The sequence below is a fragment of the Streptomyces canus genome (assembly GCF_030815415.1).
In the GTDB taxonomy this organism is placed as follows: domain Bacteria; phylum Actinomycetota; class Actinomycetes; order Streptomycetales; family Streptomycetaceae; genus Streptomyces; species Streptomyces canus_F.
Genome location: NZ_JAUSWW010000001.1, coordinates 2074896 through 2092159, shown reverse-complemented (window position 1 = coordinate 2092159; position 17264 = coordinate 2074896). Strand labels below are relative to the sequence as shown.

Genomic DNA, 17264 nt, shown 5'->3' with positions numbered 1-17264 from the left:
GAACGCCGCTCCCTCAATGAACGTCGACGACCTGGTCGCCATCGACGTCCACACCCACGCCGAGGTCTCCTCCCAGGGGCACTCCTCCCTGGACGACGACCTCCACGACGCCTCCTCCGCCTACTTCAAGGTCGAGGGCAAACGGAAGCCGACGCTCGAGGAGACGGCCGCCTACTACCGCGAGCGGAAGATGGCCGCCGTGATCTTCACGGTGGACGCGGAGTCGGCGACCGGCACCGCGCCGGTCCCCAACGAGGAGGTCGCCGAGGCGGCCGCTGCCAACTCCGACGTGCTGATCCCGTTCGCCTCCATCGACCCCTTCCGGGGCAGGGCCGGGGTCAAGCAGGCCCGCCGACTGGTCGAGGAGTACGGGGTGAAGGGCTTCAAGTTCCACCCCAGCATCCAGGGCTTCTTCCCCAACGACCGCTCGGTGGCGTACGACCTCTACGAGGTCATCGAGGAGACGGGCACGATCGCCCTCTTCCACACCGGGCAGACGGGCATCGGCGCCGGAGTCCCGGGCGGCGGCGGGATCAGGCTCAAGTACTCCAACCCCCTCCACGTCGACGACGTGGCGGCTGACTTCCCGCACCTGAAGATCATCCTGGCGCACCCGTCCTTCCCCTGGCAGGACGAGGCCCTCGCCGTCGCCACCCACAAGCCGGGCGTCCACATCGACCTGTCCGGCTGGTCGCCGAAGTACTTCCCTCCGCAGCTGGTGCAGTACGCGAACACCCTGCTCAAGGACAAGGTCCTCTTCGGTTCCGACTTCCCCGTCCTCACCCCCGACCGCTGGCTCGCGGACTTCGAGAAGCTGTCGATCAAGGACGAGGTCAAGCCGAAGATCCTCAAGGAGAACGCCGCCCGTCTGCTCGGGCTGACGAAGCCGTAAGGGGCCCCGCATGCGCAACGAGGGACTGGGGTCATGGCCCGCACGCCGGGCCCGCAAGACCCCGCACCGCACGGCTCTGGTCCACGGCGAACAGTCGACCGACTACCGCACATTGCATACACGCACCACGCGCCTGGCCCACGCCCTGCGCGCCAGGGGCGTCCGCCGCGGCGACCGGATCGCCTACCTCGGCCCCAACCACCCCTCCTACCTGGAGACCCTGTTCGCGGCAGGCACCCTGGGCGCGGTCTTCGTCCCGCTCAACACCCGCCTCGCGGGCCCCGAGATCGCCTACCAGCTCGCCGACTCCGGGGCCAAGGCCCTCGTCTACGGGCCGTCGCACACCGGGCTGGTCGCCGGACTCCCGGGCAGCACCGACGTGCGCGTGTACGTCGAGGTCGGCGCCGAGTACGAGGAGGCGCTGGCGTCGGCCTCCGAGGAGCCCGTCGACGAGCCGGTCGCCCCGGACGACACCTGCATCATCATGTACACCTCGGGGACGACCGGCCGCCCCAAGGGCGCCATGCTCACCCACGGGAACCTGACCTGGAACGCGATCAACGTCCTCGTCGACACCGACCTGATCGCCGACGAACGCGCCCTGGTCTCCGCCCCGTTGTTCCACACGGCCGGGCTGAACATGCTGACGCTGCCGGTCCTGCTCAAGGGCGGCACCTGTGTCCTGGTCGAGGCCTTCGACCCGGCGGCCACCTTCGACCTCATCGAACGGCACCGGATCACCTTCATGTTCGGGGTGCCGACGATGTTCGAGCAGGTGGCGCGGCATCCGCGCTGGGCCGGCGCCGACCTCTCCTCCCTGCGGATCCTGACCTGCGGCGGCTCCCCGGTGTCCACACCGCTGATCGCCGCGTACCAGGAGCGGGGTCTCACCTTCCTCCAGGGCTACGGCATGACGGAGGCGAGCCCCGGCACGCTGTTCCTGGACGCGGAGCACGCGCTCAGCAAGGCGGGCTCGGCGGGCGTACCCCACTTCTTCAGCGACGTACGGGTGGTCAGGCCCGACCTCACCCCCGCCGACGTCGGCGAGACCGGCGAGGTCCACGTCCGCGGACCGCATGTCATGCCCGGCTACTGGGGGCTGCCCGAGGAGACGGCCGCCGCCTTCGCGGACGGCTGGTTCCGCAGCGGGGACGCCGCCCGGGTCGACGAGGACGGTTACGTGCATATCGTCGACCGCATCAAGGACATGATCATCTCCGGCGGTGAGAACGTCTACCCCGCCGAGATCGAGGACCTGCTCCTCTCTCACCCCGACATCGTCGAGTGCGCGGTCATCGGCGTGCCGGACGACAAGTGGGGCGAGGTGCCGCGCGCGGTCGTCGTGCCCCGCGAGGGCGCCTCGCTCGACGCCGACGAGGTGCTGGCCGCCCTGTCCGGCCGCCTCGCCAAGTACAAGATCCCGAAGTCGGTGGTCATCGCGGACGAACTGCCGCGCACCGCCTCCGGGAAGCTCCTCAAGTCCCGTGTCCGTACCCGGTACGGCAACAGTGAAGGAACCTCATGAGCATCACCGTGAACGGCATCGACGAACTCAAGAAGCTGGCGGGCAGCGACCTCGGCACCAGCGAGTGGATCGAGGTCACCCAGGAGCGCATCAACACGTTCGCCGACGCCACGGGCGACCACCAGTGGATCCACGTCGACCCCGAGAAGGCCGCCGAGGGGCCGTTCGGCGCCCCCATCGCGCACGGCTATCTGACCCTCTCCCTCTTTATCCCGCTCTTCACCGAACTGCTGGACGTCCAGGGCGTCACGACGAAGGTCAACTACGGCCTGAACAAGGTCCGTTTCCCCTCGCCGGTGAAGGTCGGCTCGCGCATCCGTCTGGTCGGCAGGCTGGCCGAGGTCGAGGACGTGGCGGGCGGGGTGCAGATCACCGTCGACGGCACGATCGAGATCGAGGGCGGCGCCAAGCCGGCGGCCGTACTGCAGAGCCTGTCCCGCTTCTACGCCTGATCAGGGCGTACGGGCACCAGGTCGAGGAGACGTTCCGAGGCAACCCGCGCGGGCGGGGTGAGCCGCTCGTGCACCGCGCGGAACGTCTTCTCCGCCTGCTCGGCCGGCCAGTCGTCCGGCAGGTGCTTGACCGGCAGCCGCGGATCGCGGCGGATGACCCGCAGCCACTCCGCCTGGAGCAGCAGCCGCTGAGCCAGAGCCTCGTCGGCTTCCGGCGCCCGGGTCTCCCAGGGCTGCCAGCGCCGTACGAACTGCTCGTAGCGCTCGGCCAGTTCGGCCAGCTCCCAGGTCTCCTCGATCATGGCGCCGATGTCCATGCCGGTGTCGGCGTGCGCGCGGAAGACCTTGACATGGGCGGACAGGCCCAGGTCGGCGACGAGTTCAGCCACGTCGACCTCGCCGGGCGCGATCCACAGACCGCTGAAGAGCGGGCCGAAGCCGCTCCAGGTGAGCTTGGAGCGCAGGTCGTGGCGCTGCCGCTGCCAGGACTCGGGGAGCGAGAAGCCGAGCAGCGTCCAGGTGCCGTCCCACTGCCGGTTGACGGCGCCGGTCTGCCAGATGCGCCGCTCACCGTCGCGCAGGACGGCCTCCGAGTGCTCGGTCAGTCCGAAGTACATCCGGCGGCCCTCGCGCTGGCGGCGCAGCAGGCCGCGGTTCACCATCCGCGTCAGCGTCGAGCGCGTCGCCTGCTCGCCGATCCCGGCACGGGCGAACACGTCGATGACGCTGCCCGAGTACACGCACACGTCACGCCCGAGCACCTGGTCGCCCAGGAACGTGAGCATGAGGGACTGGGGCCGCAGCGACTCTTCCGTGGTCACGCGGTCACCGTACCTCGCTCCGATCAGCCTGTGACCTGCCGGTACGGGTACCGGCTGTTGTCGCCGCGTAGAGGCTCGGTGGAATGTCCCAGGCGCGGGGAACGCCGACGGTAACGAGACGATCGCTGTATGTGAAAAATTCACACCGTGCTCAGCGAGAGCCAAGCGAGCACAACTACCTCCCGCTTTGGGGGAATCCGGGCTGGTTCCAACCCGGCTGGCGTTGAGCGCGTCAGACTCGATCGTTCGCCGAGCGGCCGAGCAGTGTGAGCCAGGAATCCCGTTCGTTCGCGAAAGGGAGGTTTCAAGAAGTCGCAGCCCTGGATCTCACGCACTTCCCGGCCGGTGTGGTGACGGCGAACATCTTCGACGTGGCCGTGTCCGGGCCCTGGTAGGCGTCGAACGAGTACCCGCGCGCGATGTCCGGGTCGCCGACGTGGTTCCAGCCCTTGAGCCGCAGGTCCAGCGGGATGGCGGCGAGCCCGCGGTACAGCAGTGTGCCGTCCGCGCGGCTCGCCAGTCCCTGACCGCCGCCGCCGTGCCCGCCGCGCCGAGCACGAGCGATCCCCATAATCAGCCCAGGGCGAGGAGATGACGCTTCATCAGGCACCTGCCACGTCGACGAATACGGGGTTGGAATAGAACCACGTGTCCGCCCACGGGTCACCGTTCCCGGGCTCGTGCGGGATCGGCCCGTTCGGGTCGACCGAGGCGCCGAGGTACCCCGCACCATGGCGGTTGCCGTCGCTGCCGCGCAGCCGGACGTAGAAGGACTCGTCCCCGGCGGTCAGCGGGATGCGCAGGGTGTACGTCCCCTTGCGGCCGCTGACGTCCAAGGCGCGTACGACCTTGGTGTCCGGCGCCTGCCAGGTGTCCCGGTCGGTGACCGCGCCGCGCACCGCGCCCCGGATCACGTCCACGTGCGCCAACTCGGGCAGGACTCCCTGCGGGTTGGGCCGGGACGCGGTCGTGACGGTGACGTACAGGCTGATCCGCTCGCCCTCGCGGACGCGCAGCCGGCCGCCCAGCGTGACGCCCCGCCCGGTGTCGCAGTCCCGCTTGACCCGTACGTCGAGCCCGTCGAGCAGATGCCCGTGGTCCAGCCAGACGCGGCCCGCGCGCAGGCCCGCCATGACGGCGCGGTAGCCGTAGCGGGTGACGCCCACGTGGGTGCGGCTGAACTGGCCGGGCCAGAAGTCGCTACCGGGCTGCGGGGTGTCGGTGTTCACCGGGTCGGGGAGCCTGCCGGTGTTGTCGAAGTTCTGGCCCGCCGGCCAGTCGCCGTTCTTCCAGGTGTCGAAGACGGTCCGGTGGTTGTCGGAGTTGGTGGTGATCGAGAACAGTCTGCCCTCGGCCAGCAGCGCGTCCCACAGGCCGCCGACGGTCGCCGTCGCCCAGTCGAAGCCGCCGTAGGTGAGGTAGGCGTCCGCCGGATAGCCGGACCAGGACTGGGCGGTCGGCTTGTTCTCGTACTCGCCGCGGATCGAGGTCGTGCCGCGCCAGCCGGGGATGGCCGCGCCCTGGGCGCCCGGCGCGCCCTCCATGCCGATCATGATCTCGGGGGCCGCGTCCCGCCAGTTGCGCATCTCGTGCGGGGAGTCGATGCCGAGCCGCAGCGGGTGGTTGGCGACGACGAGGACATCGTCGACATAGCCCGAACGGCGCTGCTCGGCCAGCCACTTGATCGCCTTGACGGCATGCGCCTCGTTGCGGGCGGTGTCGGTCGCTCCGGCGGAACCTTCGGTGTAGTTGAGCAGCTTGCCGTCGTAAGCGAGCTCGAACTGCGTGAGCAGGTCCACCTCGTGGGGGCCGGGCGCCGCGAACACCGTGCAGTGCTCGGCCGCCGGGATGTACCACTCGAGGCCCTGGAAGATCAGCTGACGCGGGTTCTCCGCACGGGCCTGGAGGATCTCCTGGTGCTCCAGCTTCGCGCCGTAGTAGGCGTGTCCGAAGTTGGAGTGCTCGTTGAACACCATCCAGTCCAGGCCGTATGTGGCGGCGGCCTTGGCCTGCTGGGAGAAGGTGTACTTGGCGTCGTGGCTGTAGACGGAGTGGACGTGGTGGTCGCCCACCAGATACGCCAGCCTCGGATCGTCGCCGCCGAGGCGCTGCGGGGAGGCGGCGGCGGGCACGGCGGCCGAGCCGAGAGTGAAGGCGGCGCCGAACAGGCCTGCGCGGCGCAGGAGTCCGCGCCTGGACAGCCCTTGCGGATCGAGAGCGGTGAGCGAGACGGAGGGGTCGGCCCAGTCGGGCAGTTGCTGCTCGGTCATGGTGATCCTCGAGAAGGGGGTCAGTGCGTCATGAAGGAGGTGACGGGCAGCGCCCGTTCGACGACGCGGACGTCACCGAGGCGTCCGTGCAGGATCTGGTCGATCTTCCCGCCGTACTCGTAGCCGCCCAGCAGCCAGGGGAGTCCGACGGAGGCGATGCCGATCGAGGTGGCCTTCGGATTGCGGACCACGGGGCAGCCCTCGACGTAGAGCGTGGTGTGCCTGCCGTCGTTGACGACCGCGAGATGCCACCAGGTCTCGAGCGGGGTCTCCTGGCCCCAGTTGGTGGCGATTCCCTCCTGGTTGAGCGGGCGCATCGCCCACTGCGGCTCGCGGTCGTTGGACAGCGACAGCGTGGCCAGCGGCTCGTCGGGGTCGTCGCCCGTCTTGCCGGCGGCGCCGCCGGTGCCGGTGCGGCTGACGATGCCGGACCAGGCGTGATGGGAGGGGTCCCAGTCGGCGGGGAGGCGGTAGAAGGCCTCGATGGTGTAACCGGCCTTGAACGTCGCCGAGTTGATCGGGGCACCGTCGACCGTGCGCAGATACGCACCCTTCAGCGGGGACTTGTAGCCCTGGAACTCCAGGCTGCCGTGCCCGGGTTGATCGGGGTGGTGGTCGGCGGACCAGCCCAGCGTGCCGCCCCCGACGGTGACCAGGGAGAGGTCGTTGCCGCGGCCGGACAGGTCACGGACGGTGTCCTTCGCCGCCGACTCGAAGCGCCAGTAGGCCACCGTGCCCGGTATCAGCAGCCGCGACACCGGACGCTCCGCCCGCGCGGGCACCGGTGCGAATCCGGAGAACCGCTCGGCGAAGTCGACCTCGACCGTGAACCGGTCGGCGTCACCGCTGAGTTCGATCTCCTGCCGCTCCAGCTCGTTGAGGCCCTTGCCCGCCCGCCCCAGGATCCACGGGGAGACCGTCTCGACGTCGATGACGTTCCGGTCGAGGTCGAAACGGTAGAGGCGGATCATCGCCGCGCCGCCGAAGTAGCGGTTCTGGTAGTTCGTCAGATGCAGGTGGACGTCATGTCCCGCCGCGTTCTTACGGGTCGCGCGGCCGGCGGGCCAGTAGTGGCCGTTGAGGGTGAGGAAGATCTGGTCGTGGTCCTCGATCAGCCGGTCCCACAGCTGCTGGCCGTAGGCCGACAGGGTGTCGTCCTCGACGACCAGTTCGTGGGTGGTGAGGACGACGGGTGTCCTCGGGTGCCGGGCGAGGACGTCCTTCGCCCACGCGTACCCCTTCGCCGACAGCCGCCAGTCCAGCGCCAGGACCATCCACTCGCGGCCCGCGGCCGTGAACAGGTGGAAGGTGTTGTAGCCGTCGGAAGAGGCGCCGCCGTAGGTCGGCTTGCCCCGGAACCGGTCCGGTCCGAAGGCGTCCAGATACGGCGTCGAGCCGCGCTGGTCGTCCGTCGACGACTTCACGTCGTGATTGCCGGCCAGGACGCTGTAGCCGACACCGCGCCGGTCCAGCAGCCCGAACGCCTCGCTGATCGCGGTGACTTCGGCCGCCGTACCGTTCTGTGTGAGGTCGCCCAGGTGGGACAGGAAGACGAGGTTCTCGGCACCCTTGTCCTCGCAGCGCTCCAGTAGATAGCGCAGGGACGCCTCGACCGGCGCCTTGTCGATGCTCGGCCCGTCGAAGAGGTACTGCGTGTCGGGCATCACCGCGAGGGTGAAGCGCCGGCTGTCGGTGTCGGGCCGCCAACGGCTCTGCGCGGCGGCCTCGGCCACGCCCGGCAGCGCGACGCCGGCCGTGGCGGCCGCACCGAGCAGCGCGGTCGCGCGGAGGAAACTGCGGCGTCCGGCGCCCGCCTGGGCATGCTCGGACCCGTGCTCATGCGAAGTGCACACGTGTGCTCCGTAAAAGGGGTGAAATCCGGTGGAGTTCAGAGAGTGCGCAGGGTCCAGCTCCAGCGGTGGACACCCGGTGCGACCAGGTAGGAGGGGAAGGTGTCGGGGCCGCACGAAGCCGTGCCGAGACCCCGGTGGGCCGCGTCGAGGTGCACCACGCACCCGGCACGCGGCTCCAGTCGGTCGTGATGGGTGACGGAGGTGAGGTCCTCGGCCCGGTAGCGGGTCACGGAGACCTGGCGCGGCTCGTCGAGCGCGACCGTCAGCCCGGTCGCGTCGGGCGCCGAGAGCGTGAAGCGCCGTACGCCGTGGCGACCGCCGCTCTCCTGCGGACGCAGATAAGGGGTGAACAACTCGTCGACCGGCACGGAGTGATGGCCCACCGGCGCGCCCGCGCTCCGGTCGGGGTACGACTCCCAGGGCCCCTGCCCGAACCACTCCAGCAGGTCCAGGCCCGCCACCGTCTCGAACACCGACCCGACCCGCGCCACGTCGTCGAACTCCGCCGACAGCTCGGCCTCCTCGTCGATCCGGACGCCGCCCTCGACCGGCGTGAGCACCTGCCGGTGCCGCACGACGCCGAGGGTGCCGGCGTACTCCGCGACGACGGTCACCCGGCCGTCGTCCTCTCGCACCGACACCGTCTTGCGGACGAGCGAGTCGAGCCCCCAGGTCCGCCAGCGCAGCGCCATGCCGCCCAGCTCGTCGTTGTCGGTGGGCGCCCGCCACAGGGACAGGGTGGGGGCGGCGGTGAGCAGGGGGTGGACCAGCAGTCCGTCGGCGTCGACCTCGACGGAACGGTTCTCTGGGGAAGCGGGGACCGGGGCCGCCTCGCGCAGCCGTACCTGTGGCAGACACACCACCGTGCCCCGCGGCGCCCATGCCTCGTCCCGCGAGGTCGTCACCCTGAGCGTCAGCCAGGCCTCGCCGCCCTCACGCGGTACCTCGAAGGGCAGCGGCACGACCGCCGTCTCACCGGGCCGCAGATCCGGCAGCCTGGCGGGCGCGGTCAGCGTGTCACCGTCGGCGAGCGACAGCTCCCATTCACCGGCCAGCCAGTCCAGGCCGCGGAAGTGCTGATGGTTGCCGAGGACGATGCCCTCGTGCCGGAAGCACTCGATACGCACCGGCGCCGCGATCTCCCGGTGCTCGTACATCGCGGGCTTGGGAGTGCGGTCCGGGAAGACGACGCCGTCGGCGATGAAGGCGCCGTCGTGGATCGTCTCGCCGAAGTCGCCGCCGTACGCCCAGCGAAGGCCGGGCGCGGCGACACCGTTGTCATAGAGCCCGGCGCCCCCACGCCCGACCGGTCTTCCGTCGTTCACATCCTGGAGAATGCCGTGGTCCCAGAACTCCCAGATGAACCCGCCCTGAAGACCTGGCGTTGACTCGATGGCCGCCCAATGGTCCGCGAGCGTGCCGTTGCTGTTGCCCATGGCGTGCGAGTACTCGCACTGGACGAGCGGCCTGGTCTGCTCGCCGGACAGTGCGTGGGCGACGCAGTCCTCCAGCGGCGCGTACATGGGGCAGGCGATGTCGGAGGCGTCGTCGGTGGCCGCCCAGTCGAGTTTGGCCGCACCCTCGTACTGGATCGGCCGCGTCGGATCGTGCCGGCGCACCCAGCCCGCCGCGGCGTCATGGTTCGCGCCGTAGTCGGACTCGTTGCCCAGCGACCAGATGATCACCGACGGATGGTTCTTGTCGCGGAGCACCATCCGCGAGACCCGGTCGACGAAGGCGTTCAGATAGCGCGGGTCGTCGGCGATCTCGTGTGCGTGGTCGTGGGCCTCGATGTCCGCCTCGTCGACGACGTAGAAACCGAGCTCGTCGGCGAGGTCGTACAGCCCGGGGTCGTTCGGGTAGTGGGCGGTGCGGATCGCGTTGAAGCCGAACCGCTTCAGCAGGACGAGATCCGCGCGCATGTCGTCGTACGACACCGTCCGGCCCGTCAGCGGATGGAAGTCGTGCCGGTTCACGCCGCGGATGAACACCCGCTCGCCGTTGACGAGGAGGTTCCGGCCGACGATCTCGACGTCGCGGAAGCCGATGCGGTGGTACGAGGTGTCGGCGACCGTCGCGTCGGCGCGGTGCAGGCGGACGGACAGGCCGTACAGCTCGGGCGTCTCGGCGTTCCAGGTGCGCACGTCGGCGACGGTGGTGTGCAGCCGTACCTCGCCGAGGAAGTCGGAGACCCGCTCGTCCTCGACGTTGGCGCGGTCGAACTCCGCGTCCTGGGCGAGGAGCCGCCCGTCCAGCTCGCCGGTGACGTACCACCCGGCCGGCAGCGCGCCGCCCGCGTCCCGCACCCGGCAGTCGACCCGCAGCTCACCGCTGTACGCGGCCCGTACGGTCACGTCCGCGAGATACAGGGGATCGGTCGCGTACAGCAGCACCGAGCGGGTGATCCCGCCGTGCCACCACTGGTCCTGGTCCTCGATGTGCGAGGCGTCGGACCACTTGACGACGGTCAGGCGCACGGTGGCGCGCTCGCCGGGCCGGACGAAGGGCGTGAGGTCGAAGTCGGCGGCGAGGTGGGAGTCCTTGGAAAGGCCGACCGGCCGCCCGTCCACCTGCACGAGCAGCACGCTCTCGGCGGCGCCGACCTGGAGCACGATCCGGCGGCCGGTCCACTCGGCAGGGATGTCGACCGTGCGCTCGTACACACCCGTCGGGTTTCTGTATACAGGCGACAGGGGTGGGAATTCCGCATACGGCATACGGATGTTCGTGTACTGGGGAAGGTCGTCAGCGCCCTGAATGGACTGCATGGTCCAGACGCCCGGTACGTACGCCGTCGACCACGGACCGCCGACCGGCGCGTCCGGAGCTGGCAGCAGCTGGAAGTTCCAGTCGCCGTCCAGGGGGAGTGCTCCGGAGCGCCGGTCGACGGCGTTCATGGGCAGCCGTCCCCAGGAGGTCACCTCGGGTGCCTCCCAGGGACGCAGGGCGAGCAGGGGATCGCTCGTCATCCGCGCACGGCTCCCTTCGCGAGGTCGCCGATGATCTGCTTGGCACCGACCGCGAACACGATCAGCAGCGGGATGAGGGCGAGCAGGGCGCCGGTCATCACGATGCCGTAGTCGGTGGTGCCGTGGGTGCCGTTGAGCTGGGACAGCGCGACCTGGAGGGTCACGTTGTCCGGGTTGGTGAGGGCGATCAGGGGCCAGGCGAAGTCGTTCCACTGCCCCATGAAGGTGAAGATGCCGAGGAAGGCGAGGCCGGGGCGGACCACCGGGAGCGCCACGTGCCAGTACTGGCGCAGGAAGTTGGCACCGTCGAGCCTGGAGGCGTCGAGCAGTTCGTCGTGGATGGCGGTCTTCATGTACTGGCGCATCCAGAAGATGCCGAAGGCGTTGGCCGCGGCCGGCACGATCAGCGAGGTCATCGAGCCGATCCAGCCGATCTTCGCCATGAGGACGAACTGCGGGATGACCGACAGCTGCGCCGGCACCATGAAGATGACCATGAGCAGCCCGAACAGCGGTCCCTTGCCGGGGAATGCGAACTTGGCGAAGACGAACGCGGCGAGGGAGTCGAAGAGCAGGACCAGGAAGGTCACCGACGCCGCGACCAGCAGTGAGTTCCACATCGACCCGAAGAAGTCGATGGCGTCGAAGAGATTGCGGACGTTCTGAAGGAAGTGCGTGCCCGGCAGCAGCTTCGGCGGGTACGAGAAGATCTCCGTCGAGCTGTGCGTCGACATGATCACGGCCCAGTAGAACGGGAAGGCCGAGATCAGCGTGCCGAGGATCAGCGGGAGGTGCAGCGCGATCCCTCTGCGGCGGGACCCCTTGATGGATGCCATGATGCGGGCCCTTCCTAGTCGCCGCGGCGCTGCACGAGGCGCCAGTTGATGATCGAGAAGAGGACGACGACGAGGAAGATGCCCCACGCCACGGCGGCGCCGTACCCGAAGTCGTTGTTGTCGAAGGTCTGCTGGAAGAAGTAGAGGACCATCGTCTGGCCCGAGTGGCCGGGACCGCCCGCGAACGTCGAGTCGTTGGACGAGGTCTGGAGCAGGACCTGTGGTTCGGAGAAGCTCTGCAGGCCGGTGACGGTCGAGACGACGAGCACGAAGAGCAGCGTGGGCCGCAGCAACGGCAGCGTGATCCGGAAGAAGGTCTGGACGGGCCCGGCGCCGTCCATGCGCGCCGCCTCGTACAGGTCGCTCGGGACGGTCTGGAGGCCGGCGAGGAAGATGATCGCGTTGTAGCCGGTCCACTGCCAGGTCATCAGCGCCGCGATGGTGACCTTGATGCCCCAGGGCGTGTTCAGCCAGGCGACCTGGTCGATCCCGACCGCGTGCAGGACCGCGTTCACCATGCCGGCGTTGGTGGAGAAGATCGAGCCGAAGACGATCGCGATGGCGACGACCGAGGTGACGTTCGGCAGGAAGTACGCGACGCGGTACAGGCTTTTGAACCGGACCGCCGAGTTGAGCATCACGGCCGTGATCATCGCCATGAGGATCATGGGGAAGGTGGCCATCGCCCAGATGATGATCGTGTTGCCGATCGAGTTCCAGAAGTCGCTGTCGCTCAGCAGGTACCGGTACTGCGAGAGCCCGGCCCACTCCATCGAGCCGAGGCCGTCCCAGCGGTGGAAGGACAGATAGAGCGAGAAGCCGACCGGGAACAGGCCGAAGCCCAGGAAGATCAGATAGAAGGGGGAGATGGCGGCGTAGAGGTGCCAGTACTTGCGGAACCCCTTCTTCGGTCCGACCGCGGAGGGCTGGACCACGGCGGGCGGGGTCTGCTCGAGGACGGCCATCAGTAGCTCACCCCCAGGTGCTTCGCGATGCGACGGCACTTGCTCATGGCGTCACTCCAGGCCTTCTCGGGGTCCTTGCCGAGGACGCCGACGTTCTTGATCTCGTCCTTGATGGGCTGCCCGAGCGCGATGTCGTACGGGCTGTTGTAGGCGACGACGATCTTCTGCGCGGCGGGTCCGAAGATGTCGGTCGTGACCTGGCCGCCGAAGAAGTCGTCCGGCTCCTGCATCTGCTTGAGGTCGTAGGAGGCCGGCGTGGAGGGGAAGAGACCCGCGTCGACGTAACCCTGCGCCTGGTTGGCCGAGTTGAGCATCCAGGTGATGATCTGGAAGGCCTGCTCGGGCTCCCGGCACGCCTTGGTGATCGACAGGAACGAGCCGCCGTTGTTGGCGGGCCGCAGCGGCATGTCGGCCACCCTCCACCTGCCCTTGGTCTTCGGCACGCCGTTCTTGATGTCGAAGCTGGCCCAGGAGGCGCCGAGTTGACTCGGCAGCTTGCCGTCCTGGATGGCCGACAACTGGTCCGGGGTACCGCTGACCAGGTCGGAGACGATCCCGCGCCGCTTGGCCTCGACGGCCAACGCCCAGGCGTCGCGCACATGCTGCTGGTCACCGATGAAGTGGCGGTCCTTGTCCACGTAACGCTTCGCGCCCTGCTGCACGATGTTCTCGAAGACGGCGTTGACGTCGGTGAGCAGCTTGGCGTCGGGGACGCGCTTGCCGAGCTGCACACCCGCGTCGAAGAACTTCTCCCAGGTGTTCAGTTCGCTCGACACGTCGTCGGGTTCGTACGGCAGTCCGGCTTTGCGGAAGACCTCGTACTGGTAGTAGTGCGCGACCGGCCCGCAGTCGATCGGGAAACCGACCATCGTGCCGTCGTCGGCGACGCCCTGGTCCCACTTCCAGGGCAGGTACTGGTCCTTGTACTTCTCCGCGCCCAGCGTCCGCAGATCGATGAACTGGTCCGCGTTCGGCAGATAGGCGGCCATGTCCTCGCCCTTCAGCCCCGCGATGTCGGGGATATGGGCCTTGCCGGTGATCGTGGTGATGAGCTTGGAGCGGTACTGGCCGCCGATCTGGATGGCCTGGAGGTCGACCGAACTGTCGTAGCGGGCCTTGGCGTTCTTGACGACGGTGTCGCTCAGGCCGCCGCTCCAGTACCACAGGACCATGTTCCGGCCGGTCGAGCCGGTCGGAACGGCACAGCCGGACGCCAGGCCGCCGAGCGCCGTGGCGGCCGTACCGGCCAGGCCCGCGCGCAGCAGGCCTCTTCGTGAGAGCCGCACAGCTCCCACCGCCTTTCGGGGGTTTTCGGGTCTTCGCATATGTACGGGGGGTCAGAACTACCGTGCGGGGGGAGTGACAGGGGCGTACTGGACGGGAGGCCCGGGGTCGGCCGGGATCCGGTCGGACAGAAAACCGTATGCAGTCTTCAGTTCGCGGTCGGCGAGCGACCGCCACCAGCGGTCGACGCCGTACCAGCCGGGTGCGGCCAGCGCCCCACCCGGATGCCGGACGGACAGCCCGGCCGCGAGCGCCGCGAACCGCAGTCGCTCCTCCAGCGGCCAGCCGCCGAGCGAGGCCGCGACGAAGCTTGCGCCGAACACGTCTCCGGCGCCCGTCGCGTCCAGGACATCGATGTCGAGGGCCGGGACGTCCGCGTACTCGCCGGTGGTCTGGTCCACGGCCACCGCGCCGGCCCCGCCTCGCGTGACCACGGCGACCGGCACCAGCTCGGAGAGCGTGCCGAGCGCCGCGACCGCACTGTCGGTGCGGGTGTAGGCCATCGCCTCGGTCTCGTTGGGGAGGAAGGCGTGGCACAGCTTCAGCTGGTCCAGCAGGTCCGTGGACCACTGCCGGGTGGGGTCCCAGCCGACGTCGGCGTAGATGTGGGTGCCGTTCGCTGCGGCCCTGGCGATCCACTCGCGGGGTTCGGCCTCGAGGTGCACGAGGGCGGTGCGCGCCTCGGGCGGGTCGCCCATCAGCACGTCCTGCGAGTAGGGGGGCTCCTGGCCGTGGGTGACCAGGGCGCGGTCGTTTCCGTGAGCGAGGGAGACGGTGACGGGGGTGGGCCAGTCGTCCGCGGTGCGGGAGAGCGAGAGGTCGACGCCCTCCTGGTCGTCGAGGACGTCCCGGCAGTACTCGCCGTAGAAGTCGTCGCCGAAGACCGTCGCCAGGGAGGTTCTGAGGCCGAAGCGGGACGCGGCGACCGCCAGGTTGGCGATGCCGCCGGGGCCGCATCCCATGCCGGCCGTCCAGATCTCCTCGCCCGGCGTCGGCGGCCCGCCCAGACCCGTGAGGACGAGGTCGTAGAAGAGCAGCCCGGTCAGCAGTACATCGGGCCGGTCGTCGTCCACGCGCACATCCTCTCGTCCGGCGCTCCATGACGGAGCTCGTCAAAACTCTTCAAATTCGATGACCGGAATCGTGCGCCGCTCCGCGACATTGGTCAATACCTGAGCAGAAGTGAGCATGGAAATGATTGGCAATGACGAGTACTGTTCACATCGTGCTGGCAGAACGACGACATCAACTCATCCTGCGGGCCCTGCGCTCCGGTGGTCCCGCGGCCGTGACCGACCTCTCCGAGCAGCTGGGTGTGAGCCCCGCCACGATCAGACGTGACCTGGTCAAACTCGAGGAGGACGGGCTGCTCACCCGCGTCCATGGCGGTGCCCGCGCCGAGGAGGGCGACCAGCCCTTCGACGAGGTCGCCGAGGTGCGCGTGGCCGAGAAGGACGCCATAGCCGCGCATGCGGCGGGGCTGATCGAGGACGGGCAGTCGGTGCTGCTCGACATCGGCACCACCGCCTACCGCCTGGCCCGCCAGCTGCACGGCCGCCGTCTCACCGTGATCACCAGCAACCTGGTGGTCTACGAGGAGCTCGCCGACGACGAGGGCATCGAGCTGGTCCTGCTCGGCGGCATGGTCCGCCGCGAGTACCGCTCCCTGGTCGGCTTCCTCACCGAGGACAACCTCCGCCAGCTGCACGCCGACTGGCTCTTCCTCGGCACCAGTGGAGTGCGCCCCGGTGGGCAGGTGATGGACACGACGGTCGTCGAGGTGCCGGTCAAGCGCGCCATGATCAAGGCGAGCGAGAGGATCGTGCTGCTCGCCGACGCGGCGAAGTTCCCGGGTACGGGGATGGCGAAGGTCTGCGGTCCCGAGGACCTGGACGTGGTGGTGACGAACGCGCCGGTGAACGCGGCGACGAGGGCCTCCCTGGAGGAGGCGGGCGTCGCGGTGGTCGTGGCAGGAAAGGTACAGGCGTGAAGCTGACGATTCTGGGCGGCGGCGGATTCCGCGTGCCGCTCGTGTACGGGGCGCTCCTGACGGACCGCGCCGAGGGGCGGGTCACGGAAGTCGTTCTGCACGATCTGGACGACAGCCGACTGCATGCAGTCGCCCGGGTACTGGCTGAACAGGCGTCGACCGTCGACGACGCCCCCACCGTCACCGCCACCACCGACCTCGACGAGGCGCTCCGCGGCGCCGACTTCATCTTCTCCGCGATCCGCGTCGGCGGCCTGGAGGGCCGCGCCGACGACGAGCGGGTGGCCCTCGCCGAGGGCGTCCTCGGCCAGGAGACGGTCGGCGCCGGCGGCATCGCCTACGGTCTGCGCACCGTACCCGTCGCTGTCGACATCGCCCAGCGGGTCGCCCGCCTCGCCCCCGACGCCTGGGTCATCAACTTCACCAACCCGGCAGGTCTCGTCACCGAGGCCATGTCCCGCCACCTCGGCAACCGTGTCATCGGTATCTGCGACTCACCGGTCGGCCTCGGCCGCCGTATCGCCCGGGTGCTCGGCGCGAACCCGAACGAGGCGTGGATCGACTACGTCGGCCTCAACCACCTCGGCTGGGTCCGCGGCCTGCGTGTCGCCGGCCGCGACGAACTCCCGCGGCTGCTCGCCGACCCCGGGCTGCTCGGTTCCTTCGAGGAGGGCAAGCTCTTCGGCGTCGACTGGCTGCAGTCGCTCGGTGCGATCCCCAACGAATACCTGCACTACTACTACTTCAACCGTGAGACTGTCCGCGCCTACCAGCAGGCCGAGAAGACCCGCGGCGCCTTCCTCGCCGACCAGCAGGCCGCCTTCTACGAGGAGATGCGCCGCCCGGACGCGGCCGCCCTGACCGCCTGGGACCGCACCCGCGCCGAGCGCGAGGCCACCTACATGTCCGAGAACCGCGAGAGTGCCGGCGCCGGTGAGCGCGACGCCGACGACCTGTCCGGCGGCTACGAGAAGGTCGCCCTCGCGCTGATGCGGGCCATCGCCCGCGACGAGCGCACCACCCTGATCCTCAACGTCCGCAACCAGGGCACCCTCTCGGTGCTCGACAACGATGCCGTGATCGAGGTCCCGTGCCTCGTCGACGCCAACGGCGCCCACCCGGTCGCCGTCGCCCCGCTGCCCGACCACGCGAGCGGCCTGGTCTGCTCGGTCAAGGCGGTCGAGCGCGAGGTGCTGGCCGCCGCCGAGTCCGGCTCCCGTGCGACGGCGGTGAAGGCGTTCGCGCTGCACCCGCTCGTCGACTCCGTGAACGTCGCCCGCCGACTGGTCGAGGGCTACACCGAGGTCCATCCGGGCCTGGCGTACCTTAAGTGAGCACATGAGGGGAAAGCGCTTTCCCCTCGTGGTGCCCCGCCCGGCCCGCCTCCCTCCGCTTCCACCCGCTCGC

At 69.4% G+C, this 17264-nt stretch carries 13 protein-coding genes and 1 pseudogene; 5 read left to right on the top strand and 9 right to left on the bottom strand.

The features are described 5' to 3' along the window. The first annotated feature begins 16 nt into the window (after positions 1-16). From QF037_RS09790 to QF037_RS09780, 3 genes are read left to right on the top strand one after another with little or no spacing between them, the layout of a single operon-like run. Complete coding sequence (locus tag QF037_RS09790; protein ID WP_307037074.1) at positions 17-892, top strand: amidohydrolase family protein; 876 nt, start codon at positions 17-19, stop codon at positions 890-892. 10 nt (positions 893-902) lie between these two features. Next, positions 903-2417 carry an acyl-CoA synthetase gene (locus tag QF037_RS09785; RefSeq protein WP_307023682.1) on the top strand — a complete coding sequence of 505 codons (1515 nt, stop codon included), beginning with the start codon at positions 903-905 and terminating at the stop codon, positions 2415-2417. Further along, a complete protein-coding gene (locus QF037_RS09780) occupies positions 2414-2869 on the top strand; it encodes a MaoC family dehydratase (protein WP_046256236.1) in 456 nt (151 codons plus the stop codon). Before QF037_RS09785 ends, QF037_RS09780 begins: the two co-directional genes overlap by 4 nt. Here the strand turns inward: QF037_RS09780 and QF037_RS09775 are convergent. The 9 genes and pseudogenes from QF037_RS09775 to QF037_RS09735 all read right to left on the bottom strand — a co-directional run bounded on the left by QF037_RS09775 (position 2860) and on the right by QF037_RS09735 (position 14940). After that, positions 2860-3690 carry a PaaX family transcriptional regulator gene (locus QF037_RS09775; protein WP_307023681.1) on the bottom strand — a complete coding sequence of 277 codons (831 nt, stop codon included), beginning with the start codon at positions 3688-3690 and terminating at the stop codon, positions 2860-2862. The two genes, QF037_RS09780 and QF037_RS09775, sit on opposite strands and share 10 nt — an antisense overlap. Before the next feature lie 334 nt (positions 3691-4024). Then, positions 4025-4225: pseudogene (locus QF037_RS09770) on the bottom strand (hypothetical protein); the annotation flags it as partial. 67 nt (positions 4226-4292) lie between these two features. Further along, positions 4293-5960, bottom strand: coding sequence for a histidinol-phosphatase (locus tag QF037_RS09765; protein ID WP_307023680.1), 1668 nt, complete (start codon positions 5958-5960; stop codon positions 4293-4295). Between the two features lie 20 nt (positions 5961-5980). Next, positions 5981-7813, bottom strand: coding sequence for a LamG-like jellyroll fold domain-containing protein (locus QF037_RS09760; RefSeq protein ID WP_307023679.1), 1833 nt, complete (start codon positions 7811-7813; stop codon positions 5981-5983). Positions 7814-7848: 35 nt separating this feature from the next. After that, on the bottom strand, positions 7849-10782 hold the full coding sequence (locus QF037_RS09755; RefSeq protein WP_307023678.1) for a glycoside hydrolase family 2 TIM barrel-domain containing protein: 2934 nt from the start codon (positions 10780-10782) through the stop codon (positions 7849-7851). Then, positions 10779-11618 (bottom strand): carbohydrate ABC transporter permease, encoded by an 840-nt coding sequence (locus tag QF037_RS09750; RefSeq protein ID WP_307023677.1) that lies wholly within the window; start codon positions 11616-11618, stop codon positions 10779-10781. Before QF037_RS09750 ends, QF037_RS09755 begins: the two co-directional genes overlap by 4 nt. Positions 11619-11632: 14 nt before the next feature. Then, positions 11633-12583, bottom strand: coding sequence for a carbohydrate ABC transporter permease (locus QF037_RS09745; protein WP_307023676.1), 951 nt, complete (start codon positions 12581-12583; stop codon positions 11633-11635). After that, positions 12583-13869 carry an extracellular solute-binding protein gene (locus QF037_RS09740; protein ID WP_307023675.1) on the bottom strand — a complete coding sequence of 429 codons (1287 nt, stop codon included), beginning with the start codon at positions 13867-13869 and terminating at the stop codon, positions 12583-12585. The genes QF037_RS09745 and QF037_RS09740 overlap by 1 nt, the downstream gene beginning before the upstream one ends. Before the next feature lie 57 nt (positions 13870-13926). Then, positions 13927-14940, bottom strand: coding sequence for a carbohydrate kinase family protein (locus tag QF037_RS09735; protein ID WP_307023674.1), 1014 nt, complete (start codon positions 14938-14940; stop codon positions 13927-13929). Positions 14941-15092: 152 nt separating this feature from the next. Here QF037_RS09735 and QF037_RS09730 point away from each other — a divergent pair, with 152 nt between their 5' ends. Beyond that, positions 15093-15857: a DeoR/GlpR family DNA-binding transcription regulator gene (locus QF037_RS09730; RefSeq protein WP_307037072.1), complete on the top strand. Its 765-nt coding sequence runs from the start codon at positions 15093-15095 to the stop codon at positions 15855-15857. Further along, on the top strand, positions 15854-17191 hold the full coding sequence (locus QF037_RS09725) for a 6-phospho-beta-glucosidase (RefSeq protein ID WP_307023673.1): 1338 nt from the start codon (positions 15854-15856) through the stop codon (positions 17189-17191). Before QF037_RS09730 ends, QF037_RS09725 begins: the two co-directional genes overlap by 4 nt. The last annotated feature ends 73 nt before the right edge of the window (positions 17192-17264 follow it).

What these genes read in the sequence shown, in the direction of transcription:
- QF037_RS09790 (WP_307037074.1), top strand. Translation starts at nt 17, where the DNA reads ATGAACGTCGACGACCTGGTCGCCATCGACGTCCACACCCACGCCGAG.
- QF037_RS09785 (WP_307023682.1), top strand. Translation starts at nt 903, where the DNA reads ATGCGCAACGAGGGACTGGGGTCATGGCCCGCACGCCGGGCCCGCAAG.
- QF037_RS09780 (WP_046256236.1), top strand. Translation starts at nt 2,414, where the DNA reads ATGAGCATCACCGTGAACGGCATCGACGAACTCAAGAAGCTGGCGGGC.
- QF037_RS09765 (WP_307023680.1), bottom strand. Translation starts at nt 5,960, where the DNA reads ATGACCGAGCAGCAACTGCCCGACTGGGCCGACCCCTCCGTCTCGCTC.
- QF037_RS09755 (WP_307023678.1), bottom strand. Translation starts at nt 10,782, where the DNA reads ATGACGAGCGATCCCCTGCTCGCCCTGCGTCCCTGGGAGGCACCCGAG.
- QF037_RS09750 (WP_307023677.1), bottom strand. Translation starts at nt 11,618, where the DNA reads ATGGCATCCATCAAGGGGTCCCGCCGCAGAGGGATCGCGCTGCACCTC.
- QF037_RS09745 (WP_307023676.1), bottom strand. Translation starts at nt 12,583, where the DNA reads ATGGCCGTCCTCGAGCAGACCCCGCCCGCCGTGGTCCAGCCCTCCGCG.